21 protein-coding genes and 1 other annotated feature (1 of these 22 running past the window's edge) are annotated in these 23476 nt (G+C 45.3%); of the genes, 4 read left to right on the plus strand and 17 right to left on the minus strand.

The genetic code is table 11. From position 1 onward, the window contains the following. Positions 1-45 precede the first annotated feature (45 nt). Positions 46-1791 (plus strand): Rqc2 family fibronectin-binding protein, encoded by a 1746-nt coding sequence (locus AC5ELV_RS06850; RefSeq protein ID WP_493429607.1) that lies wholly within the window; start codon positions 46-48, stop codon positions 1789-1791. Between the two features lie 93 nt (positions 1792-1884). Here AC5ELV_RS06850 and AC5ELV_RS06855 read toward each other — a convergent pair whose 3' ends face one another. The 9 genes from AC5ELV_RS06855 to AC5ELV_RS06895 all read right to left on the minus strand — a co-directional run bounded on the left by AC5ELV_RS06855 (position 1885) and on the right by AC5ELV_RS06895 (position 11308). Next, positions 1885-2754 carry a PHP domain-containing protein gene (locus AC5ELV_RS06855; protein ID WP_493429608.1) on the minus strand — a complete coding sequence of 290 codons (870 nt, stop codon included), beginning with the start codon at positions 2752-2754 and terminating at the stop codon, positions 1885-1887. Next, entirely contained in the window at positions 2754-3710 is a 957-nt protein-coding gene (locus tag AC5ELV_RS06860) for a selenium metabolism-associated LysR family transcriptional regulator (protein ID WP_493429609.1), read from the minus strand. Before AC5ELV_RS06860 ends, AC5ELV_RS06855 begins: the two co-directional genes overlap by 1 nt. A gap of 208 nt (positions 3711-3918) precedes the next feature. Continuing rightward, positions 3919-4356: a hypothetical protein gene (locus AC5ELV_RS06865; protein WP_023989315.1), complete on the minus strand. Its 438-nt coding sequence runs from the start codon at positions 4354-4356 to the stop codon at positions 3919-3921. A 230-nt stretch (positions 4357-4586) separates the two neighbouring features. Further along, positions 4587-4847 (minus strand): YlbG family protein, encoded by a 261-nt coding sequence (locus tag AC5ELV_RS06870; protein ID WP_029517637.1) that lies wholly within the window; start codon positions 4845-4847, stop codon positions 4587-4589. Positions 4848-4886: 39 nt separating this feature from the next. Next, positions 4887-5327: a YlbF/YmcA family competence regulator gene (locus AC5ELV_RS06875; RefSeq protein WP_013310906.1), complete on the minus strand. Its 441-nt coding sequence runs from the start codon at positions 5325-5327 to the stop codon at positions 4887-4889. Positions 5328-5435: 108 nt separating this feature from the next. Continuing rightward, on the minus strand, positions 5436-7460 hold the full coding sequence (locus AC5ELV_RS06880; protein WP_493429610.1) for a helicase-associated domain-containing protein: 2025 nt from the start codon (positions 7458-7460) through the stop codon (positions 5436-5438). Between the two features lie 6 nt (positions 7461-7466). After that, positions 7467-9290 carry a DNA repair helicase XPB gene (locus tag AC5ELV_RS06885; protein ID WP_493429611.1) on the minus strand — a complete coding sequence of 608 codons (1824 nt, stop codon included), beginning with the start codon at positions 9288-9290 and terminating at the stop codon, positions 7467-7469. A 299-nt stretch (positions 9291-9589) separates the two neighbouring features. Further along, on the minus strand, positions 9590-10018 hold the full coding sequence (locus AC5ELV_RS06890; protein ID WP_023989320.1) for a CBS domain-containing protein: 429 nt from the start codon (positions 10016-10018) through the stop codon (positions 9590-9592). Between the two features lie 84 nt (positions 10019-10102). After that, entirely contained in the window at positions 10103-11308 is a 1206-nt protein-coding gene (locus AC5ELV_RS06895; RefSeq protein ID WP_493429612.1) for a M20 metallopeptidase family protein, read from the minus strand. Between the two features lie 249 nt (positions 11309-11557). Between AC5ELV_RS06895 and ftsW the strand changes: the two genes are divergently transcribed. Further along, positions 11558-12817, plus strand: a complete 1260-nt coding sequence (gene ftsW / locus AC5ELV_RS06900) for a putative lipid II flippase FtsW (RefSeq protein WP_029517642.1) — start codon at positions 11558-11560, stop codon at positions 12815-12817. A 225-nt stretch (positions 12818-13042) separates the two neighbouring features. On the opposite strand, the gene AC5ELV_RS06905 is transcribed toward ftsW, so the two are convergent. Continuing rightward, positions 13043-13408, minus strand: a complete 366-nt coding sequence (locus AC5ELV_RS06905) for an Asp23/Gls24 family envelope stress response protein (RefSeq protein WP_493429613.1) — start codon at positions 13406-13408, stop codon at positions 13043-13045. 315 nt (positions 13409-13723) lie between these two features. Between AC5ELV_RS06905 and cax the strand changes: the two genes are divergently transcribed. Further along, a complete protein-coding gene (cax, locus tag AC5ELV_RS06910; protein ID WP_493429614.1) occupies positions 13724-14794 on the plus strand; it encodes a calcium/proton exchanger in 1071 nt (356 codons plus the stop codon). A 141-nt stretch (positions 14795-14935) separates the two neighbouring features. Here the strand turns inward: cax and AC5ELV_RS06915 are convergent, their stop codons facing one another. From AC5ELV_RS06915 to AC5ELV_RS06935, 5 genes are all read right to left on the minus strand, one after another. Beyond that, positions 14936-15226, minus strand: a complete 291-nt coding sequence (locus AC5ELV_RS06915; protein ID WP_007431028.1) for an Fpa/YlaN family protein — start codon at positions 15224-15226, stop codon at positions 14936-14938. Between the two features lie 141 nt (positions 15227-15367). Next, positions 15368-15610 carry an HPr family phosphocarrier protein gene (locus AC5ELV_RS06920; RefSeq protein ID WP_493429615.1) on the minus strand — a complete coding sequence of 81 codons (243 nt, stop codon included), beginning with the start codon at positions 15608-15610 and terminating at the stop codon, positions 15368-15370. An 89-nt stretch (positions 15611-15699) separates the two neighbouring features. Then, entirely contained in the window at positions 15700-16815 is a 1116-nt protein-coding gene (locus tag AC5ELV_RS06925; RefSeq protein WP_493429616.1) for an aminopeptidase, read from the minus strand. Between the two features lie 76 nt (positions 16816-16891). After that, on the minus strand, positions 16892-17743 hold the full coding sequence (locus AC5ELV_RS06930; protein WP_493429617.1) for a hypothetical protein: 852 nt from the start codon (positions 17741-17743) through the stop codon (positions 16892-16894). Positions 17744-17938: 195 nt separating this feature from the next. Then, positions 17939-19924, minus strand: coding sequence for a sensor domain-containing diguanylate cyclase (locus tag AC5ELV_RS06935; RefSeq protein ID WP_493429618.1), 1986 nt, complete (start codon positions 19922-19924; stop codon positions 17939-17941). A 436-nt stretch (positions 19925-20360) separates the two neighbouring features. Here AC5ELV_RS06935 and rpsD point away from each other — a divergent pair, with 436 nt between their 5' ends. After that, the gene (gene rpsD / locus AC5ELV_RS06940; RefSeq protein ID WP_013310919.1) at positions 20361-20960 is read left to right on the plus strand and encodes a 30S ribosomal protein S4; all 600 of its coding nucleotides are present in this window, start codon (positions 20361-20363) and stop codon (positions 20958-20960) included. A 78-nt stretch (positions 20961-21038) separates the two neighbouring features. On the opposite strand, the gene AC5ELV_RS06945 is transcribed toward rpsD, so the two are convergent. Beyond that, positions 21039-21908 (minus strand): AraC family transcriptional regulator, encoded by an 870-nt coding sequence (locus AC5ELV_RS06945; protein WP_493429619.1) that lies wholly within the window; start codon positions 21906-21908, stop codon positions 21039-21041. A 201-nt stretch (positions 21909-22109) separates the two neighbouring features. Then, positions 22110-23363 (minus strand): tyrosine--tRNA ligase, encoded by a 1254-nt coding sequence (tyrS, locus tag AC5ELV_RS06950; RefSeq protein WP_013310921.1) that lies wholly within the window; start codon positions 23361-23363, stop codon positions 22110-22112. A gap of 65 nt (positions 23364-23428) precedes the next feature. Next, positions 23429-23476, minus strand: a binding site (T-box leader) (it continues 218 nt past the right edge of the window).

The raw sequence follows: 23476 nt of genomic DNA on the forward strand, positions 1-23476 counted from the left end.
ATAGAAGGAAAGGAAAATACATTTGCTTCAAAGGAGAACATAATTATGGCATTGGACGGAATCGTAACCCGCGCTATCGTACACGAACTGCAAGGCATCCGGGGCGGGCGCATTAATAAAATACATCAGCCAAACGATCGCGATATCGTGCTGAATCTGCGGGCACAAGGCGGAAGCGTGAAGCTGCTGCTGTCGGCTAATCCAACCTTCCCGCGTGTACATTTTACAGAACAAAGCTTTCTTAACCCGACAGAAGCCCCTATGTTTTGTATGCTTCTTCGCAAGCATTGCGAAGGAGGCGTTATTGAGAAAATCACGCAGGTGGGCATGGAGCGTATTATTCACATGGATATACGTCAACGTGATGAACTGGGAGATATTTCACTCAAACGAATTATCATTGAACTGATGGGTAGACACAGCAACATTATTTTGCTTGACCCGGAAACAGGCGTGATGCTGGATGGCATTCATCATGTCACACCGTCTATCAGCAGCTATCGGGTCATTATGCCCGGCTTTCAATACACGGAGCCTCCTGAACAAAACAAGCTGAATCCATTAGAAACAGAAGAGGCAGCTTTCATATCCTCGTATCAAACAGCACTTGAGGCCGGAGAAGCTCCCAAACGCTGGATCGTGAACACTTTTACTGGACTCAGTCCCCTCATTGCTGAAGAGATACTAACTCGAGTAACTAATGAAGTGTCTGGTGATAGTGATCGTTCACTATGGAGTACATTCAGTCACATCATGGATGACGTGCGGAATCATCGTTTTCAGCCGGTATCTGGACTAAACGCACAAGATAAAGTGATATTCTCAGCCATTCCACTGACGTTGATCCAGGAAGAACGTAAGGAGTACGCTACGATCAGTGAGTGTATGGAAGACTTCTTCGGTGAAAAAGCAGAAAGGGATACGGTTAAGCAAAAGGTCAGTGACCTACTGCGGTTTCTGCAAAATGAGCGGAGCAAAAACGTAAAAAAACTCGACTATCTCCAACAGGATTTGGCCGAGGCGGAAGATGCCGATCAATTTCGCATTTATGGAGAGTTGCTGTTCGCTTCGCTGCATGAGGTGAAAAAAGGGGACAAAGAAGTGACGATCATCAACTTTTATGATGAGGAACAGCGTCCAATGTCCATCCCACTAGACCCACTACTCAACCCATCGGATAATGCGCAACGGTATTTTAAAAAATACAACAAATATAAAAACAGCCTGGCTGTCATTGACGAACAACTGGAGAAAACGCACGAAGAAATCCGTTATATGGACAGTCTTCTTCAGCAGCTAGCCCATGCCTCTATGAATGACATTGAGGAAATACGTGAAGAACTGGTTCAGCAGGGCTATCTCAGAGATCGGGTCAAAAAAGGAAAGAAAAAGAAGAAAAACGACCGTCCAACCCTGCACGTCTATACATCATCCGAAGGTATCGAGTTACTGGTTGGCAAAAACAACTTGCAAAATGAATATGTAACAAATCGACTGGCCGGACCAAATGACACCTGGCTGCACACAAAGGATATTCCGGGGTCACACGTCGTTATACGTGCTGAGCAATTCGGAGATGCGACGCTGGAGGAAGCAGCTCAACTCGCTGCCTATTTTAGTCAGGCCAAGCAGTCCAGCAGTGTACCTGTGGACGCCACCCTGATTCGACATGTACGTAAGCCTAGCGGAGCCAAACCTGGCTTTGTCATCTACGACCATCAGCGTACGCTTTTCATTACACCCGATGAGGAACTAGTCAAAAAGCTGCCGAATCGCATCAAAAACGGTTAAATCTTACTAGCCTGTTGAACCCACAAAAAAAGCCCTTTGTTCTTTGCACGGTACACTTCTTGTGTTCCATGCATAAGGCAAGGGGCTTTTTATTTACTTTTGTCCAACAGCAGCCTTCCTCAATTCCTCGACTACCTGCCCTTCCACACTACGGCTACCCAGATCACCGTGGAAAATAACACCTTGGCGTGCACCGTGAAAATCTGAGCCGCCAGTTGCAATGAGCCCATATTGCGCCGCCATCGCAGTATATCGGCTCTCAGCCTCAGCATCATGGTCCGAATGTCGCACCTCCAAGCCCGCAGGCTTCGCCTTCTCTATAATAGAACGAACCAGCTCATCATTTCCGTACAAGCCAGGGTGAGCCACCACGGGTACCCCTCCTGCTTCACGAATCCAGTTTATGGCCTCCGCAGGCTCTACACGGGGTACAGACACATATCCGGGCGCTCCTTCCGCCAAGTAACGGTCAAATGCGTCCCGCATATCCTTCGCATATCCTTTTTGAACCAGCGTATCCGCCATATGCGGACGTCCAATGCTTTCATCTGGTGCCAGCGGTCTGCCCATCGTAGCCACCACTTCATCCAGTGTGATTTCCACACCCAGACTACGCAATTGGCTCAAAATCAAATCATTACGGGTATCCCGTGCCTGGCGAAGCTTTTCCAACCGTTCCAAAAACACTTTATTGCGGTAATCCATAAAATAGCCGAGTATATGAATATCCTTACCGCCAGCTCGAGTACTAATTTCCACTCCTGGCACCACAGTAATTCCTATGCGTTTTCCCTCTTCCAGAGCTTCCTCCAGGCCAGCTACCGTATCATGATCTGTAATGGCCACACCTGCCAGCCCTTTTTCCTTGGCCCAGCGCACATTATCTGCAGGTGGTTGCATTCCGTCAGATGCTTGGGTGTGGGTGTGTAAATCATATCGTTTTACGTTAATCTGCTCCTTCATTATACATCCTCCTTCTCTTCCACCTTTGCAAGCTCGTCCTGCGAGTCCCTCAGCACGTCCGTTCCCTGATCATGACGACGCAAGTAAGACAGGAAGGTTACTACCGGAATCGGCAACAACGCCGACTTCAAATGAATTGCATAAAATTCTCGTTTGAACGTGATATCTGAAATGTTTACAATTTTCAACAATCCGAGCGCAACTTCATGCTTCACCGAAGAAGGTGATAGCATGGTAATACCCAGTCCAGCCTCCACCGCCGATTTGACCGCTCCAGTGCTCCCCATCTCCATTACAATACCCAGTCGGGAGGCATCCACACCACGACTTTTCAGCTCATCTTCTATCACTTGACGTGTACCAGATCCCTTTTCTCTGGCTACAAAAGGATGCTTAAACACATCTTCCAGAACCACTTTTTTAGTCTTGGCCAGCGCATGTCCTGAAGGCACAATCAGTTTCAGTTCGTCCTGCATCACAGGTTCCACCACGATATCTGGATGCTGGACTGGGGCCTCAATTAGTCCTAAATTCAACTGATGTTTTAGTATATCATCCATAATTTGAGTCGTATTCATCACATTCATCGCCATGCGTATATGAGGGTATTCCTGGCCAAACGGCCCCAACATTCTTGGTACAATATACTCACCAATCGTTAGGCTGGCGCCAATATGCAATCTTCCCTCCAGCATGTGAGTAAAAGCAGACATCGCCTCGTCAGCTTCCCTGATCAGTTGCATGCTTTTTTTCGCAAAAGGTAGTAGTGTCGCTCCCGCCTCTGAAAGCTCGATTTTTTTAGTCGAACGTTGCAGCAGCTTCGTGCCGAAATAATCTTCCAAAGACTGAATTTGCATCGTCACTGCAGGTTGTGTCATATGCAGCGCTTGTGCCGCCGCCGAGAAGCTCCCGCGCTCCGCTACGGTATAAAAAATGTGCAACTGATGAAAGTTCATACTGACAGCCCTCTCCCCTCTGATCTCCCTATTTTAACATAAGAAAAATATCTGTCGAAGTATTTCCGAGTAAACTTACTGAATTGGGGAGTTTTATTATTGGAAATAAAAAAAGCATGCAGCTGATAACTGCATACTTTTTACTCAAACTTGACGGTATTCAATGAGTGCAGAGTTTTTTTTCTGAGGCCGTCCGCCCAATCACCGTCTATTTTTGTTTACGAGTGCTTTTCATCAGTGTCATGCGTCGCGAATGGCGTAACCATGAGTAATATGACTTTAAATCCCTTAATTCAATGGTCTCCGACATTCGGCCCAAAAAGGTAATAACAATCATCTTGTGAAGCGGATTCCCCGCAATATCCATCTCGCCGGGCAACTCTCCAAATTCGGCCACGACGACCAGATCACCATCAATTAAATATACATCCTCTTCGTTATGATAGTAGGACTCCATCCTGTTTTGCTTCAGGCATTCCCAAAGCCAGGCGGCGATATGATTCGTCTCGGACTGTTTCTGCTCTATCCGATCTAAGTAGCGAGTTTTCGCATGATTTGTAATCACGATATCGGCGACTTTCTTATCGCCCATCTCCACGTAGAACGGTTCGTATGTACTCCATCGCTGCATTGCCTTGTCACGCACGGGATCACTCTCCCCACCAGATAGGTCTTTATATCTACCAATATATTCATATGTTACCTCAACAGACCCGGGACTACAAGTTACAAAATTGAAGTTTATGGCTGATTTTTAAAGATTTTTTAGGTCTAACAGCATTAAGACCATTATGCAAAAGTCCTGACTTTACAAAAAAAAGCCAGCCCATAGGCTGACCTTTTAAGAAGAGTTTACAATTTATAGACATTAGAAGCTTATATTTCATATTCTTTCATCTTTTCCTTATCGTCGTTGTAATCCGTCCTAATCTCATTTCGAAAAGAGCGCTCGACCTTACGCACATAGGAAAGTCTGCGAATATTTTTAACGGTGTCTTCTGCCCGATCCGCATTCATATATATCACTACATAATGCATACGCTTTGAAATAAAGTGGACATTTCCGTATTTCTCCAGATTGCGGGCAGCCTTGATATCGCTTACCCAAATGATGTACCCTGTCCGCTCGGCAAACATTCGCTTCATCTCCCCTCCACTCGGTATCATTCTTATGACCTATCCACAGGAGCATTTCCCTCCGCTGCCACATCCGCCCTTTTTCACATTCGGATCATTGCTCGGCACCTTAATGGTCTCGGATACGGAATATGCAATCGTTTCAGACATGGCATGAAGCATATCATCCAGCGCCTTTTCGGCTCGTTTGAACTCCTTAACATCCACGAATTGTTCCAGTTCCAGCTCAACGACCTGCACTGCATCCTTCGCTTCATGATAGTTCGGATGAAAATGCCCAAAACGCTCCGTTTCCGCGAATAGCTCCTTTTTGGCATCCAGCTTGCGTACACACGCCTGAATAGACGGGTTCAATTCCACACGCTGCTTCCAATATAAATAATCCGATACCTCAAAGGATCGGTTGACCATATCGCCCAATTCATAGGCGTTAATAAGCACTTCTGCCATATTGACCGTGTTCAATTCGGCTACGCTCATGAATGTTCATCTCACTTTATATAAAGTTCTACCCCGTAAGAGTAGACTCAATTATCATACCACATCCTTCTTTTGAGAAGAAGGAGTTTCATGCACTTCCTGGCTCTACTATGTAAAAGGAACCAGCAGCCGCATGTCTGACCATTCACTTGGCTGTAAGGTCGCAGGAGAAGGTGTTTCGTCATCCATTCCTGAGGCATACCAGCCTGTGACACTCCATGGTGCACCGGGAACCACCGCCTCCGGTATCCATTTAACCTCTTTCCCACCGATTCGCAGTCCCACAGCAGCCTGCCAACGAATCGCTTGCTCGATCAACTGCCGGGCAGTGGAAGTATGGTAACTCCTCCATTCTTTTGTCCATGAGGAGGGGACTGTAGATCTTTCCGGAAAAAAGTCAGACGGATCAGGCAACATGTGCTCTTGTTCGTAAAAATGCAGCGTGCGCCCTGTATAAACCAAACCTGCTCTTCCCTCTTGGGAAAATATAGGACGGGCCTGAATCGGGTCGAACTCCATTTCACTGTTGGGACTGCTTGAACTTATGTTCTCTGTTTCCGAAATCAATGGATAATGATGAGTTGGCTCGTCCACACCTTCCAGTTCACGACGTGGACCTAATCCAATTGCAGCAAGCGTTTTTCGTATTTTGACAGCAGAGCTCGCCGGAATAATAAAGTCCCTATCGCCGAGCCGTTCCAGCAATTCTTCCAGCGCGGGATGGCGTGCAACTATGTCTGCATCCTCCTGTGTGCCACATCGCAAAAGTGTTACCGTTGCAAAAGCAGTCCGTCCGACATCGCCTGCCCACTGTTCTACCGCCATACGTACATGATCAGGCACACCTGTTCGGCTGTATTTATCCAGAAGAGCAGGAATTGCTTTGGCTTCCATTTCTAACTCGATTGCCTCTGTAACACTTTCTCTGGTGATCCGGTATACTACCATCCGATCTCCTGTCACACGTTCACAGCAGCATTCCAGTCGCCAGCGCACATCATATGCCACATCTGGTGGAACCAATATTTCAAAATCAGGTTGTACATAAAAAGTACCTTGCTCTTGATGTGTATCCTCGTAATTATTGGGACGAAGCATATCTATCACAGATACATTCCAGCGAAAATACAGTTCGCCCGATGCGTTCTGGCCCCAATCACCCATTCCAAAAGCAGTCAGGGCCTTCAGCCAACCCTTCAATTCCTCCATGAAAGGTTCATTGAAATTAAAATCAGAGCCTGTTTCTCCCGCAAACCCTTCCGGATTTGAGATTGTAGGAACAAAGTCTAAAAGGGCACCATTCTTGGAATCAGCTATGCTCGTACTCTCCTGCTGGATTAGGCCTACCTGAAGCATCCATTGCAGCAGAAACTTGATAGATATCCACCCTTCTGTTCCTACATACTGGGAGACGGCACACAGCATATAGTGAAAATGCTGCATGGACGCTTCGGCCTTGCCGTATCTTTCCATGAGTGTAGTAAAAATATGCTTGCGCATTTGCCAAGCAGACAAACGAATCCAAGTCGCCAGTTCCGTTTCCTGAATGCGAAAAGACACCGTTTCTTTCACTAACAGCCCCAAACTGAGTAGCAAATCCATCATTACCACCGTTTGCACTGGATACAGCTCTGCATGCGCATAATGCAACCCAAGACCCATCAGGTCCTCTGGGCGAAAGGGGGTTAGTTCATTCAATTTTTGCAATGATCGCTTATGTATGGTTCCTTTGGCCGTCAAAGGGACACCTTGTACCGCAATACGTGACAACGCATGCAGCAATTCCGACTCCAGAGCTGTCATTGATTCATGTACCGTTATCGGATGATCCGAATGCATCATGTTCATAGGATTTTGCTCTAACAACATATCGTACAGATCCGGTAGCCGATGAACCGGAATATATAAAATTCGTTCGCCCCACGATTTAGTAACAGCCTCCAGCCAGCCCCGGGCACGTAATCCACGCAGTGCCAGTTTCGTTTCGACTCCGCTTAACGCTCCCCGGGTAAGCTGTATAGGTTCTTCTTCCTTCATGGGCTGTCCCGCGTACCAGATAAAGCATCGTCTAAGCACCAGTAGCTCATCCGATGAAAGCTCATTCAAGCTGTCTTGCGTGTTCGTTACGCCCATTCTTGATTAGGCCTCCTTTTTCTTCCCACGATCTCCAGGCTTAGCATCCCGGCCTCCGATAGCCTCTGTCACACTAAATCTGCGAACCGCATATTCATAGCCTTGCTCGATCAGAAACAGCTGACGACGAGCTGCAAAATCCGTCTCCTTGCTATTCTCCGTCACTAGCGCATAAAAATAAGCTTTATTCTCGCCCGACTTTGGTCGCAAAATACGGCCCAGTCGCTGCGCTTCTTCCTGACGAGAGCCAAAGCTACCTGATACCTCTATGGCTACTGCCGCATCCGGCAAATCCACCGCAAAGTTTGCAACCTTGGACACCAATAGGGTCCGAATTATACCCTTGCGAAAAGCATCAAACCAACGCACCCGCTCCGTCTGGCTCATTGAACCCGTAATCAATGGTACGCCCAGCTCTTGAGCCAATATACGCAACTGGTCCAAATATTGACCAATAATAAGTGTGGGCAAGCCGCTGTGCTGTTGCATCAGGCTACGCACCGCCTCCAGTTTCACCGGATTTTCGGCTGCAATTCGGTACTGCTGTCTGCCCTCGGCACGCATACTGCGCTCCAAAAGTTCAGCTGTCATTGGAAGCCGCAGCTCCACACAATCGACCTGAGCGATCCAGCCCTGTCGCTCCAGTTCCTTCCACGGCATATCATACCGTTTGGGTCCAATTAAAGAGAACACATCTCGTTCACAACCATCCTCTCGAACCAGCGTGGCTGTTAACCCCAAACGACGGGTAGCCTGAATGTCAGCCGTCGCCCGGAATACTGGGGCGGGCAGCAAATGAACTTCATCATAAATAATAAGTCCCCACTTCCGCTCACTCAGCAGTTTCATATGCTCAAAATCCCCATCTTTGGTGCGGCGGTGTGTCAGAATTTGGTAGGTTGCCACCGTAATCGGGCGAACCTCTTTTTTCTGACCACTATATTCCCCGATGGAATCGGCAGGAATATCCGTCTTTTGCTTTAACTCTTCTACCCATTGCCGTACAGAAGTAGTATTAGATGTTAGAATAAGCACCTCGCACTGAAGTCGATTCATCACCGCCATGCCTATCACTGTTTTTCCGGCTCCGCATGGAAGCACCAGTACACCACTACCCCCTAAGCCGTCCGCTCCTTCAAACGCATCAGCGGCCTTTACTTGATAATCTCGAAGCTGCAACTTCGTTTGTCCCTTTCCCAAGGTAAAACTAAGCTGATTCCCTTCAAGATAGCCTGCCGTATCCACAACGGGATATCCCAAGCGCGTTAATTCCTGCTTGAGCAAGCCCCGATTTTCGGGCGGGACCGATGCGCTTACCTCATCAAGTGGAAGTAAACCAAGCTGTTTGAGCTCTTCCTTGGTCAGTAGCTCATACAGTAAAGCGGGGGTGTCTGCTGCCAAGATCAAGCGATCACCCATTGTATAGCTGTTGCCTTTCCCTGTCTTTATACCTCCGTCTGGCTTATGTTTAGCACGGTATGCGTCAGTAGTATCTGTGCTATAAGTTCGCTCTTCTTTCGTACCCTCCCGTGAAAGCGTCAACGTCCCATAACGAGAAACGAGCTGTTCAATATCCTTCAACAAATCACGTGGAATATCCCAACGAGACATGGAGTGCAAACTATTTTGAATGTCCTTAGCACTCCATCCGAGGGCAGCTGCGTTCCACAAAGACAGTGGGGTGAGATGATATGTATGAAAAGCGGACGGACTTTTAACCAGCTCCGCATAAATTTGCAACTGTGAACGAGCCCATTCTGAACCGGGCAAGCCCATTTCCAGCAGAACGGTAAAATCACGTTGTACAATACAAGGATGATCTGGATTCATAACTACCTCCTGATAATCTAACCATATATCATTTTAAAGTTGAATCAATTTCATAACTCATTAAAGTTTGGTGGTTGTAACTAGATACAGACAAATCGAATCATTTTGATCTATATCTAGTTTTGATTGAAGCAGCTAAAGGTATTATGAAATTGATTCAGTTATATAATAAATAGCTTATCCGTTTATTCGCATATCAACCAGAATAGCAAGGAGCCCAACCCATATTCGGGTTGAACTCCTGATTAGAAGCTCGGGGTAAAGGCCTCCCCAAACTAATGCCTATCTTAATTATTCTTCTAGTGGACCTGCTCGGAAATATGACTAAGCGCCTCTCCAGCGTTGTCTGCAAAAATATTACGAACAGCTAAATCCCCGATCGAGACAATCCCGATCAGACGGTCTCCTTCCGTCACGGGCAAACGACGGATTTGCTGCTCTGCCATCAGTTCAGCTGCTTGATCCACCGACATGTCCGCACTGGCTGTACGAATACCTGTCGTCATAACCGTATCGACTGAACCCGAACCCGAATTTTTAGCCGCATAACCGCGAACGACAAGATCACGGTCCGTTACTACACCGATCAACTTATCACTGCCTTCGCTTTCCACAACCGGAATAAAACCAGTATCATTGTCCTTCATTTTGACCGCAATTTCATAAATATTATCCTGCGGGGTAACCGTTACGCATTTTTTAGTCATAACTTCCTGAACTTTTTTCATGGGTACTCCCTCCTTTTCAAGAGTAGGGTACCCCATTTCATTCAGCTCATACTACAGATTGAACCGTTCCCAATTCAACTCATTTTAGCCTTTAATTGCCCCTGCTTTTCCTTCCGCAGCGTATCCCGTAGACATCGCAATAAACAAACGAACCGCGTTAATCATAGCATCCTCATCAAAATCAAATTTCGGATGATGGTGTGGATAAACTGCTCCTTTAACTGGGTTACCCGCTCCTACGAACATGAAGCAACCTGGCACACGTTCCAAATAATACGCAAAATCTTCAGCAGGCATCAGCTTCGACGCTACCTGTACATTCTCCTCGCCGAAAACAGATTTTGCTTCATTAAAGAAACGAGATGCTTCATGTGCGTCATTGACAACTGGCGGGTATCCCATAATATAGCGAACCTGTGCTGTTGTACCGTATGTTGCGGCTGTAAGCTCTGTCACCTCATGCAGTCGCTCCTTCATTACCGTTCGTGTCTCCTCATCAAACGTACGAATCGTCCCACTCAAGCGACACGTTTCTGCGATCACATTTTGCGCAGAGCCCCCTTGGATGGTTCCCACCGTAAGCACGGCAGGTCGCAAAGGGTCGACTGAACGGCTTACGACACTTTGCAGTTGCATGACAAGAGCTGAACCCGCCACCACACTATCATTAGTGGACTGGGGCATACCACCATGTCCACCCTTACCTGTGATTTCAATATAAAAATCATCCGCCGCCGCCATCAGCGGCCCTGCGCAACTCGCAGCCGTCCCGATCGGAAATGGTGTCCATAAATGGATGCCATAAATGACGTCCACACCTTCCAATATACCATCCTTTATTACACTGACCGCTCCGCCAGGCAGCAATTCCTCGGCAGGTTGAAACAACAAGCGAATTTCTCCTTGCAATTCCTCCCGGTTCAGACTAAAATAGTAAGCCGTTCCAAGCAACGCGGATGTATGTCCGTCATGGCCGCAAGCATGCATGGCTCCGTCCACGCTGGAGCGATATTCACATTCCTTTTCATCCTGAATCGGAAGAGCATCCATATCGGCGCGGAGCATGACGACAGGCCCGGGTTTAGCACCACGAATGGTACCTACAACACCGTGTCCCCCTACCTGACGGCGAATCTCGATTCCCCAACTCTCCAACTTAGCCGCTACAAAAGCTGCGGTTTTGCTTTCCTGAAAAGAAATTTCGGGATTCTTATGTAAATGTCTACGCCATTCCACCATGTTTTCTTGCAAACGATCAAACCAGGTCTCGTCTATCACATGTTGTGTCATTCTGCTCCACCTCTCCTTTTAAAGCATCGGGCAAGTTCCCGATTCATCATGCAGCGTCACCACGTATGCACCGCTGCTCTCAAGTCTTCATTTTTATCCTATTGTAGCAGATATGGAATTGTTGCGATATCTGTTGCTCCAGGGAGGTTGCAGAAGCCCAACAAACATAATATGATAAAATGGATAAACGATAAAATGATAACCGTCTGCGAGGAATATACCTTGTGGCGAATACCGGGGGAAGCTGATATGAGAAATACGAAGCCGGAGACTCGAAGAAGAGGCACACCGGATTTCCAATTGCTGATCCTCACTTTGTTACTGGTTGGATTCGGTGTAATTATGGTATTTAGCTCCAGCTCCAGCGTAGCTCTGCTGAATAAAGAATACAATTTTGACTCTTTATATTTTGTGAAGCGCCAATCTGCATTTGCTGTACTTGGACTTTTTATTATGTTGGTAGCTATGAATATTAAGATGGAAAAATATAAAAAGCTTTTTGTACCTTTATTTTTCATAACTATATTACTGCTAATCATCGTTCTTTTTACAGGCTCACTTAACGGCGCAAAAAGCTGGCTCAGGTTTGGTAGTGTTGGCTTCCAGCCAACGGAGCTTGCGAAAATTTCCATCATTCTTTACTTATCCGCACTGATTGTCAAAAAAGGAGATCGCTTTAGAGATCTGCGGACCGGCTACATACCTGTAACCGTCATTGTAGGCTGTGTTGCAGGACTCATCATGCTTCAACCTGATTTAGGCTCCTGCTTCATTTTGGTTGCTACGAGTGGTCTGATTATTTATGCCGGGGGAGCCAGTGTCAAGCATATTACAGCATCAATTGTTCTGCTCGTACTAGGCGCCTCCATTGTATTTGGTATTGGGTCGTTGTTTGGAGGAGATTCTGGAACCACAGATGGACAAGCTGCTGCCAAGCAAGATTACAAAATCGGACGCTTTCAGGCCTTTCTTAATCCCGAGAAATATAGACAAGGAACGGGATACAATCTGGTACAGTCCTTGCAAGCTATAGGTGAAGGCGGCTTAAACGGGTCAGGATTTGGTAAAGGTATTATCAAGCTTCACTATCTTCCTAATTCATTTAATGATTTTATCTTTTCTGTAATTGGTGAAGAATTCGGATTTATCGGAACAGCCATATTCCTGATGCTATATTTGTACTTCATTTGGCGAGGCATGATCATTGCTCTGCGTTGCCATGATCCGTTCGGAACGTTGGTAGGCACCGGTATCATGGGTTTGATCGCCATTCAGGCCTTCATTAATATCGGCGGTGTAACCCAAACGATTCCAATCACTGGCGTAACGCTTCCATTTATCAGCTTTGGTGGCTCCTCCCTACTTGTCATGATGTTTTCCATGGGCATTATGCTCAGTATTTCTCGTGAGAACACCAAACAAGCGGTGCAGGAACGCACCACAGGGGTAGCTGTCCGTAATGAAGTACCCAACCGCTTTCAAACTCGTAGAACCAACCGTTTTCGCTAAAAAAAGAACTTCCAAGGACCACTTACAACGGTGGCTTTGGAAGTTCTTTTGGTTATGTATAAGAGACGGGAACCCTCTTCAAAAATGGCTATACTGTTGATTCACAAAACGAAAACTGGCGATTCTATAACCACCAGTTTTCGTGTTTTTATTCGGGTTATCCCACGGAATTCCCGGCATGTATAAAGTTGGTTAAAAATGTAAATTTATCGGTTCCTGATTCTTTTACACTGTGTCGTCCTTGAACGCGACACCTTCCACTTTTACGTTCACTTCCACAACCCGCAAACCCGTCATACTTTCGACGGCTTCTCGCACATTTTGCTGAAGAATTCGGGACACCTCATGAATAGGTGTTTCGTAGATCACGATAATACGTAGATCAATGGCAGCTTCCAGCTGTCCAACCTCCACTGATACGCCTTTTTGCACATTTTTACCGCTCAGCCTTTTGGCCCAGCCTTCCGATAAGCCGCCTGACATTGCAGCAATGCCCGGTGTCTCTAATGCGGCCATCCCGGCAATTTTACCTACGACATCGTTGGAAATCTTGATGTTTCCTGCTTCCAGTTGTTGAATTTGCTCTGCCATGACCTATGTCCCCCTTCATCCATCCTTTATTTGTATTGTAAAGCCTCAGCCACTCCAAATGCAAACCCTACGTATGAAAAACAACTTTCGTTTACAACCTATATCATTTTGGGTATATTAATTTAGAAAATCCATACAAGTGAGCATTTTGCATAAATCCCAAGAGTGTTTTCCAATCAGCAATATATAGATCGAAACGCTTTAGTTCGTCTATATATTGTACTTATGAGCGTTGGGAATCAAATTATGCAAAATGCTGAAGTGACAGCTTTCACCAAAACTTGTACACATCTATTGATATCGAGGTGCTCTTCATTGAAAAAATGGTTATCTCCCGCTTTGCTTATAGCGACATTTGCTCTTAGCGCAGTCGCTCATTACACGCATTGGAACGCTATAGCCCAATTTGTCGTTTGTGCAATTTCTGTTGTATTCGTAGCCGGTTTTCTCGGTAGGGCGACCGAAAGTGTCGCGCATTATGCTGGCCAACGTTTAGGTGGATTTTTAAATGCCACCTTTGGTAACGCAGCCGAACTGATCATCGCCATCTTTCTTGTTAAAGAAGGTCTTTACGATATGGTAAAGGCCAGTCTTACCGGTTCCATCATCGGTAATCTGCTGCTGGTTCTCGGAGCAAGTCTGTTCGCAGGCGGTTTGAAGTACAAAGTGCAAAATTTCAATGTATCGCTGGCTGGATTAAGTGGTTCTCTGATGATTGTGGCTGTTATTGCCTTATTCGTTCCAGCTGTCTTTCTGAACACACACGTTATCACGGATAGCGAATCAGATACGCTCAGCCTCATTGTCGCAGGCACGCTCATTGTCGCGTATATTGCGTGGCTTATTTTTTCTATGATTACGCATAAGGACTATTTAGCTGACGTCACCGAACAAAAAGATGAAGAATTGCCACATGAGCATGCCCCTGTGTGGTCCAGAAACAAATCCATTACCTATTTGGTACTCGCTACCGTCATGGTCGCTTTTGTCAGCGAATGGCTGGTAGGTACACTGGAGGTGTTTACAACCCAATTTGGGCTCAGCGAATTGTTCGTAGGTGCCTTCCTCGTCGCTATTATTGGTAATGCAGCCGAACATAGCGCTGCTATTTTACTGGCGATGAAGAACAAAATCGGTGCATCAGTCGAAATAGCTGTCGGCAGCAGCTTGCAAATTGCGCTATTTGTTGCACCTGTGCTGATTTTTGTCAGTTACTTTATGGGAAACACGATGAATATTGTTTTCACCACTATTGAGCTGGTCGCCATTGCTGTCGCTGTATTTATCGCCAAATCCATCACCCAGGACGGCTCAACCAACTGGTATGAGGGACTCATGCTACTGGTAGTGTATGTATTGTTAGGTGTATCCTTCTTCCTTGTGTAGCTTTTAAGGTTTTAAAATGTGCATTAGGATGGTGGAAGGGCGATGCGCTTTTACCATCCTAAAAGAACATTTTTATAAAAAAAGGCATCAAAAAAAGCATGCTCTCAAACTCCGCATGCTCTCATCAATTCAACCGTCTTCCTAATTGGCCTTATTATTCATGGCCTCATATAGAATAGCCAGATTGCGTTCCAGCTCACTGACCAGCTGTTTACCTACCATTTCCGGAAGAAGTCCGGCGCGAACCGCAAAATCCACTTCCTTGGAAAATCCGTACATCTGAGTATCCAGCACTTCCTCATAGAGAGGGCAATAACGGGTTGCCAGATTCTCCATCTGTACTTCAATAAGCTTCTTTATTTTATCTGCATCTTCCTGAAGCAGATTAATAGCCTTGATATTCAATTGTTCCTGCAAATCAGATGAAGTCATGGATTCTTCCCCCCTATGTCTCAATGTCGCACAAGACGTCCTATCCTTAATATTAGACCAAATTGCAGGCTAATACAAGAACCTGACAAAAAAAGCATCCCTACAGTTACAGGTAGGGATGCTTTTGCTTCAAGAATAAAGTTAGCTGGCTACTGAAATATGAAGTCCGTGCTTCTCGAACAACTCGATGATCGCTTTCTTAGCTTCCTCCGCATCTGGTCCATGAACGTGTAGTTCATAGCTATGGCTGCTGACTAGGGTCGTAAACAAGCCCAGTATACTTTTCACATCAATATACTTATTTTCGGAATGAAGGACGATGGAAGAGGTGAACTTGCTCGCCGTCTGTGCAATTTCAACAACCGCCGCGTTATTATTGGACATAGAGATCCCTCGCTTTACTGAATTGTCATGTATCGTTACTCATCCATAATAATACATTGAAATCGCTTTCTCAGCAAGAACGGATATCGTTATTTTAAATTTTCAGGGTTTAATGGCTCCAGCTCAGGCAGTACAAAGATGCCGTCTTTACGAATCAAAACATCGTCAAAATAAATTTCACCACCGCCATATTCTGAACGCTGAATCAACACCAAATCCCAGTGGATCGATGAACGATTACCGTTATCCGCTGTTTCATAAGCTTGACCCGGTGTAAAATGTAAGCTGCCGGCGATTTTCTCATCAAACAAAATATCCTTCATTGGATGTAAGATGTGCGGATTAAACCCGATGGCAAACTCGCCAATATAACGTGCTCCCTCGTCAGAATCGAGAATATCATTCAGCCGCTTCGTATCGTTACTCGTCGCTTCCACGATCTTACCATTTTCAAAACGGAATTTAACATTTTCAAAGGTAATACCATTATACAGGGTTTGTGCATTGTAGCTGATCGTTCCGTTAACGGAATCACGTACAGGCGCGCTGTATACTTCGCCATCCGGGATATTGCATTGACCTGAACACTTGATCGCTCCGATTTGCTTAATAGAGAAATTCAAATCCGTACCCGGTCCACTGATCCGTACCTTGTCCGTCCGATTCATCAGGTCTGCCAATGCATCTTGAGCTTTGTCCATTTTTGCATAATCCAGATTACACACATCGAAATAAAAATCTTCGAACGCTTCCGTGCTGATATTCGCCAATTGAGCCATGCTGTCATTCGGATAACGCAGCACTACCCATTTGGTGTGCTTCACCCGTTGTTCGCTATGTACCGCATGCTGATAAATGGAATTATACATTTTCATTTTATCTTCCGGCACATCTGACAGATCATTTACATTTTCACCTGCACGTATTCCGATATAGCAGTGCATTTGCTTCATCCGGTTAAGGTCAATCTCAGCCCAGGTCTCCAGCATTTCCTTTGTCGCGTGGCGAAGCATGGCGCTCTGTACCTTACGGTCTGTAAGCTGTACAAAAACATTTCCACCTTTTTTACCAACTTCATGAATGATGGCGTTAAGCAAGTCGCGCTCTGTACCAATCATTTCGATCAATACATTTTCTCCAGGCTGCACTTCAACAGAGTAACCTACCAGATTTTCCGCCAGCTTAAGTATTCTAGGATCTTTCATGTAGTGTCTCTCCTTCTCTATTTCATTCTTTTTGAACAATGGTTAATTCAAAATTCATTGTATCACGCCCGCCACGTTACTTGTAGTCCTCAAAAGTAACTCTGGTTATCAAAGCCTCTTGATGCAGCTCTGCATTCGCTCCCTGTCGGGAAATCCGGCATTCCGATGAAAGCTTTAAGGGTAAACCTGTTTGGCGATCTATGGTCAAATGATACACCGTATGCACAATGGATTGCTCCAGCTGGTTGCTCATCTCCTCACAACTTTGCGCCCATATTAGGCTCAGCTTCTTTTGCAGCTCTCGATTCGTTCCTGTATGCTGCGTTTTTAATATCCCGATTTGAGGGTTTAAAGTATTCATTTCTTTTATTAAACGATCTTTCAACCAGCGCTTTGCCGAAGCAGATTCCGGTTCAATCCTCAACACCCAAGTTCCCCGGGCAGCTCCCGTTTCCATACGAATGCTCTTATTCAGTGTATTTAATTCCTCAAGCTCCTGAATCGGATTGAAGCGATTTAACATACCATTTCCAACCACAGGAGGATAACCGGATGTCAGCGCAACCCATTTCCCACTCTGACGAAGAAAACGTTCCTGTGTAACATCATGCTCGGACTTACCTTGTTTCAGAGCTGCGTAGCCACCTTGCTTACGGAAAGCCTCTGCAGAGCCCCAGTGCATGGTCAATTCATCGTGATTTTTTAGCCTACCGCGATATTCAAACTGCTTATTCGCTGGCAGACCACTGTCTGCTCTAATTGCAGTCCGTCCAGTAAACGTTACCATCTCTTTGCCAGCCATTCCTGCAACAGCTCTCTTAAAAATCTGCTCAGGCGTATATTGTCGATCCAGTGCACAACCACTTAACACACCTATTACAAGCAACACACCACAAACCTGCATCACCCATTGCTTTCTCCAATGCATCCCATCATCCGTCCTATCCTGAACATAACTGTACTCATGAGCAATAATCCTGCTTCAAGGCAGTTATGCTACCTGGTTCACTTCATCGCGTTATCCCTATAGTTCAATCATACACACGATATAGTACGTTTAGGATTTACCTGTCTGCAATGGGTTATGCAAGACAAAAAGAGAACATTCCCTAAGGAATATTCTCTACACATTGGCTACATGATCAACAACTATTCGATTGCGTCCTTCATTTTTTGCTTCGTACAAGGCCATATCAGCCCTATAAAATAAAGATTCAATACTGATCTGCTCATCCAGCCAGTTCCATTCAGCAATCCCGCAAGAAACAGTCACCTGAGGCTCGGTTTCATGCTGTACACGGTAACGTATTTTTTCTGCATATCCGAGCGCCTGCTGCACCCCCAGCTGCGGTAAATAAATGGCAAGCTCCTCGCCGCCCCATCTGGCACATACATCCTCATCGCGAGTCGCCGAACGAACGATATTGCTGACGCTTTTCAAAATTTCGTCACCCGTCTGATGCCCATGTGTATCATTCACCTGTTTGAATTGATCAATATCTACCAAAATAAGTGAGCCACAGAAATCCTTTTCCTGATGTTGCTGAATGATTTGGTCCACATAGTGACGTACATAAAGACCTGTTAACATATCCATATTAGCCAACCGCCGCACTTCAGCGTGCAGCATAGCATTGGTTACCGCCAACCCGATATGAGGGGCTAGCATTTGCAGCATTTTATAATTATCGTAAGAGAAAAAGTGTGGAAGCTTGCTGGACAATAGTATAACTCCTTTAGGAGTACCGCTGGTCTTCATAGGTACAGCCATCAAAGACTGGGAGTGCGTCGCATCCATAAAATGAGAGGATATCTTTCCATCCTTTCTATAGTCCGACACAATCACTGGTTCTCCTGTTAAACGTATTAGTCCAGCAAATCCATCTTCAAGAGGGTAACTTTCCAGTCTTAAGCTTTCCACATTACTCGACATAACCTTAAAACAGTTTCCATCCTGATCAAGCTGTACAATACAACAAAAGTCCGCCATGAACATTTTCAATAACTCCTGAACGGCAAATTCAAATATTTCATTTAACTTCAGGCTCTGATTCAAGCGCTGAACCAGTTCATTAATGAGACGCAATTCATGGATAAGTACATTCGATTGCTCAAGCAGCTTTGCATTTTCAAATGCAGTGCCAGCCGTATCCGCCATCATGGCAATCAGCTCTACATCCACTTTTTTCATACTATCCGCACCCGATGGAAGAATCATATGGAAAACACCGTATACACCCTGCTTGCCACGTAATGGGATGCCGATTTCAGTCATCTCATCTTGTGTACCGACTGGCTCATTCACAGCCATTTGCCCTTTCATAAATGCACGTACGCATACATCTTCGTCCCGTTCATGCAGCAGCAAAGGTTTGACCTGCGGATTGCGACTATGTCGATCCTGACTCATGTACAGGGTGATATCTACATGGGGAAACAAATAGGCGATGCTTCCGAATACCTCATCTAGCACGCCTTCCACGTCAATTTTGTCATGCATCCGTTTTACAATCTGAAATAAAATAGAACGGCGGCTACCTTCACGATCGCTTCGATTCTGCATCCCAAGGATATCTTCCATAAATATGTACTCAAACTTCGAGTAAAAGCTGGATTTAAAATGTAAAGCAGCTGCTAACAATGTGTCCTGATTTGAGACAGAATGTTGAGCAGGCCGTGTAAAACGAAGAGCGGCAAAGGGCTCCCTCTTGTAGTTACGGCATAGTATGGGAACCATATACACAAACGCAAGGCTTCCATCACGAAGTTTGCGCTGGCTCACTTCCATCTCTCTAGATATGCAACAACGTTCGACCAAATCCAAATCCTCGTCATCATCTTCTTCCCTACCAGCAACACGAACACCTATAAAATTAAACACTGCAGTATATTCTTCGTTAATCCAGGATATACCATTGCTCTGCTGTAACCAACTCCGATATCCTTGTACAAGCAGCTGGTTAATATAGGGGAAATCATAGGGTGTCATATCCATGTTCTGGAGCCAGGCAAAAGACGTATATCCTTTATCATCAAACAGCGGAGCACCGCTAGCCTGGACCGTTTTACTGTCAAGCATTTGCTGATCCGTTGTTGAAAATTCCGACATATTAAGGCGCTCCTTCACAGCAAAATTAGCTGTACCAAGACAGCGGCTATACACCACTATAGCTCATAATATGATCTATTTTACTCCCAACTCTAGAAATTTGCATCCATTTTCCAGAAATTCGTCCCACTTTTTTAGTTCTAAAGCCCTATCGACAAAATTTGACGATTTCATTCTTTTTCTCTTCTTGACATTGACCTACTCTTACATATAGTATATATTATTGAAAAAGACTGTACGGCAGAACTATCTACTGTGCGGATCTTAAATTTTGGGCGTAACAGTTTGTGTCACCCTCATCTTTTTTGTTGCTGACAGGACAGCGGCTGAACTTTTCTGTCAGTAGTGCGTCTCACCTTAATAGGTAGCGCCGAACAAATTGGAGCGCAAAGAGAGCCCCAACTCAAATTTTAATTATGAAGGAGTTAACTCTATAATGGCACGTTACACTGGTCCTAAATTTAAATTGAGCCGTCGTCTTGGTATTTCCCTGAGCGGCACAGGTAAAGAATTGAAACGCCCTTTCCCTCCGGGACAACATGGTGCAAACCAACGGAGAAAAATCAGCAACTACGGTATGCAGCTTCAAGAGAAACAAAAGCTGCGTCACATGTACGGCTTGGGTGAAAAACAATTCCGTACCCTGTTTAACAAAGCTCAACACATGCACGGTATCGCTGGTGAAAACTTTATGTTCTTGCTGGAAAGCCGCCTGGACAACCTTGTATTCCGTCTTGGCTTTGCTAATTCCCGTGCAGGCGCACGTCAATTGGTAGCTCACGGTCACGTTACTGTGAACGGTAAAAAAGTTGACATCGCTTCTTACCAAGTAAGCCCTGGCGACGTGATCGGTCTTCGTGAAAGAAGTCGTTCCCTGTCTTCCATCAAAGAAGCTTTGGAAAACCGCAACCACTTGGTAGCTTACCTGGAGTACAATGACGCAGCTCTGGAAGGTAAATTCATTCGTTTGCCTGAGCGTGGCGAATTGTCCCAAGATATCGATGAAAAACAAATCGTCGAATTCTACAACCGCTAATCCTTGTATTAGCACCAAAAAGCACCCGAATTTATTCGGGTGCTTTTTTTATACTCCCTATGCACGAGGCTGAGAGTTTTATTCAATGGGGATGTACACCTTCATACTCAAATGATCTGGATAGGAGGAATTCATCACGTCCGTAATTTCAAAATCCGGCCCCTCCCTCCGTTCAAAATTAGAATTAGGAAGCCATGTGCCATAGATAAAGTCTCGTATATTCTGAACTCGTCCATCTAAACCCGAAGCGTCAAACTCAGCATACTTCCCTGCTGGAATCTCCATATATATGAAACCCTCTGCCAGTTCTTTTGACTCTTTTCCAACTGCCTCGCCCACCACAAATGAAAATGCACCGTTGTCTTCAAATCGACAGGCAACCCCATATGACATTCCCGGTGCAATCTTGTTCGGGATACACATAAAATATTCATTGGCTCCAAAGTGCCCATAAAATTCTGGGATTTCTTTATAGTGCAGCTCATTATTCAAATTTGTTTTATATTCATATCCTATAATTTTGGTCGTTTCGAGCTGCAATATCACCGGCTTGTTCACATCCAAATCCCCCTTCGTATTTTTTTGGTAATCCAGAAAATTGATTTTACTTTGCCTAGGAAGCTCAATATCACCATTACGATACTTCCCAGGGGGGATCCCAAAATTCTTTTCAAAAGCGCGGGTAAAAGCTTCTTGTGAGTTGTACTGATACTCAATAGCAATATCCAACACTTTTTGATTGGATTGTTTCAGCTGTTCAGCCGCCTCGGACAATCTTCTCCTTCTTATATATTGTTGAACCGTAAAACCCGAAATAGCCTGAAAAACCCGCTGGAAATGAAAAGCTGAAAAGCATGCCTGTGAAGCAATCTCGGCAATTTTTAAATCCTCCCGCAGATTCAATTCAATAAACTCAATCGCACACTGAATTCGTTTAAAATAGTCCATATAATCCTTCCCCACACTCGTAATTGTTCTAGTTATCTATCCTACACCCAAATTGTGCAACCCACGTTTTCATTATGTATAACTCTTTACCTACTTGTTTGATTATTTGTGCTAAGTTTACCATGACTTTTCACTTGGCAGAAACAAAAAAGCAACGCTGAGATCGATACAATCTCAGCGCTGCTTTCGAATATATTTTCATTATCCAAGCTTTATTTTAGCAAATTTCCGTTTACCTACCTGCACAATGTCGCCTTCCTTCGGCGTGTATGCTTCGTTCACATCGGTCCATTTCTCTTCGTTAATTTTGACTGAGCCCTGCTGAATACTGCGTTTGGCTTCACCGTTAGATGCTGCAAAGCCCAGATGAGTCAGCAACTGGATCACACGAATGCCACCTTCTTCTAACTGATCAGCCGTCAAGGTGAACTCTTCAATATCGTCAGGCAGCGCACGTTGCTGAAATACGGTCACAAAATGCTGCTTCGCTGCTTCCTCTGCTTCTTCACCGTGGTACATGCGCACTAACGTTCCAGCCAGCTTCATTTTGGCATCACGTGGATGTACTGAGCCGTCCTTAACACCTTTCGCCAGCTCTGCCAGCTCCTCGTTGTTGATATCCGTTGCAAGCTCAAAATATTTCAGCATCAGCTCGTCAGGAACGGACATGGATTTCCCGTATATTTCGTTCGGCTCCTCATCAACACCAATGTAGTTCCCCAAACTTTTGCTCATCTTCTGGACGCCATCCAGGCCTTCAAGCAATGGTAATGTAATCGTAGCCTGCGGCTCAACTCCGTATTCCTTTTGCAAGGTTCTGCCCATCAGCAGATTAAACTTCTGATCCGTTCCCCCCAATTCAATATCGCTTTGGAGAGCCACGGAATCCATGCCCTGCATCAGTGGGTAAAAGAACTCATGGATGCTGATCGGCAATCCGTTCTGGTACCTTTTTGTAAAATCATCCCGTTCCAACATGCGGGCAACCGTTACTTTGGCCGACAGGGTTACTACATCAGCAAAAGACATTGGCCCTAACCATTCGGAATTGTAGAATACCTTTGTTTTTTCAGGATCAAGAATTTTAAAAATTTGTTCCTTGTACGTTTGTGCATTACGCTGCACATCTTCCTCAGTCAGTTGCTTACGAGTCTCTGATTTACCTGTCGGATCACCAATTCTGCCTGTAAAATCTCCGATAATCAGTTGCACTTGATGGCCTAATTCCTGGAACTGGCGCAGTTTGTGCATAACAACCGTATGTCCGATGTGAATGTCGGGCGCAGAGGGATCAAGACCCAGCTTAATTTTAAGCGGCTCGCCGCTAACGACCGATTTGATAACCTTACGCTTCAGCTCATCCTCCGGTACAATTTCCGCCACACCCCGCTGTATCACCTCTAGCTGTCGCTCTACCTCTACCTGTTGCTCTGGCTTCAATTCTTCCCACTTCATCCTGTATACCCCCTATTTTTATCCAAAATATTATATATTAGACAAACCAAAAAGCCCCTTTCATCCCAAGGGACGAGAAGGAGCTGCTCGCGTTACCACCCTAATTAAAGAAA

This window comes from Paenibacillus sp. NMA1017 (genome assembly GCF_058895805.1).

Coding starts and splice junctions, on each gene's coding strand:
- AC5ELV_RS06850 (WP_493429607.1), top strand. CDS start 46: ATGGCATTGGACGGAATCGTAACCCGCGCTATCGTACACGAACTGCAA.
- AC5ELV_RS06855 (WP_493429608.1), bottom strand. CDS start 2,754: ATGAAGGAGCAGATTAACGTAAAACGATATGATTTACACACCCACACC.
- AC5ELV_RS06860 (WP_493429609.1), bottom strand. CDS start 3,710: ATGAACTTTCATCAGTTGCACATTTTTTATACCGTAGCGGAGCGCGGG.
- AC5ELV_RS06870 (WP_029517637.1), bottom strand. CDS start 4,847: ATGTTTGCCGAGCGGACAGGGTACATCATTTGGGTAAGCGATATCAAG.
- AC5ELV_RS06875 (WP_013310906.1), bottom strand. CDS start 5,327: ATGAGCGTAGCCGAATTGAACACGGTCAATATGGCAGAAGTGCTTATT.
- AC5ELV_RS06880 (WP_493429610.1), bottom strand. CDS start 7,460: ATGGGCGTAACGAACACGCAAGACAGCTTGAATGAGCTTTCATCGGAT.
- AC5ELV_RS06885 (WP_493429611.1), bottom strand. CDS start 9,290: ATGAATCCAGATCATCCTTGTATTGTACAACGTGATTTTACCGTTCTG.
- AC5ELV_RS06890 (WP_023989320.1), bottom strand. CDS start 10,018: ATGAAAAAAGTTCAGGAAGTTATGACTAAAAAATGCGTAACGGTTACC.
- AC5ELV_RS06895 (WP_493429612.1), bottom strand. CDS start 11,308: ATGACACAACATGTGATAGACGAGACCTGGTTTGATCGTTTGCAAGAA.
- ftsW (WP_029517642.1), top strand. CDS start 11,558: ATGAGAAATACGAAGCCGGAGACTCGAAGAAGAGGCACACCGGATTTC.
- AC5ELV_RS06905 (WP_493429613.1), bottom strand. CDS start 13,408: ATGGCAGAGCAAATTCAACAACTGGAAGCAGGAAACATCAAGATTTCC.
- AC5ELV_RS06915 (WP_007431028.1), bottom strand. CDS start 15,226: ATGACTTCATCTGATTTGCAGGAACAATTGAATATCAAGGCTATTAAT.
- AC5ELV_RS06920 (WP_493429615.1), bottom strand. CDS start 15,610: ATGTCCAATAATAACGCGGCGGTTGTTGAAATTGCACAGACGGCGAGC.
- AC5ELV_RS06925 (WP_493429616.1), bottom strand. CDS start 16,815: ATGAAAGATCCTAGAATACTTAAGCTGGCGGAAAATCTGGTAGGTTAC.
- AC5ELV_RS06930 (WP_493429617.1), bottom strand. CDS start 17,743: ATGCATTGGAGAAAGCAATGGGTGATGCAGGTTTGTGGTGTGTTGCTT.
- AC5ELV_RS06935 (WP_493429618.1), bottom strand. CDS start 19,924: ATGTCGGAATTTTCAACAACGGATCAGCAAATGCTTGACAGTAAAACG.
- rpsD (WP_013310919.1), top strand. CDS start 20,361: ATGGCACGTTACACTGGTCCTAAATTTAAATTGAGCCGTCGTCTTGGT.
- AC5ELV_RS06945 (WP_493429619.1), bottom strand. CDS start 21,908: ATGGACTATTTTAAACGAATTCAGTGTGCGATTGAGTTTATTGAATTG.
- tyrS (WP_013310921.1), bottom strand. CDS start 23,363: ATGAAGTGGGAAGAATTGAAGCCAGAGCAACAGGTAGAGGTAGAGCGA.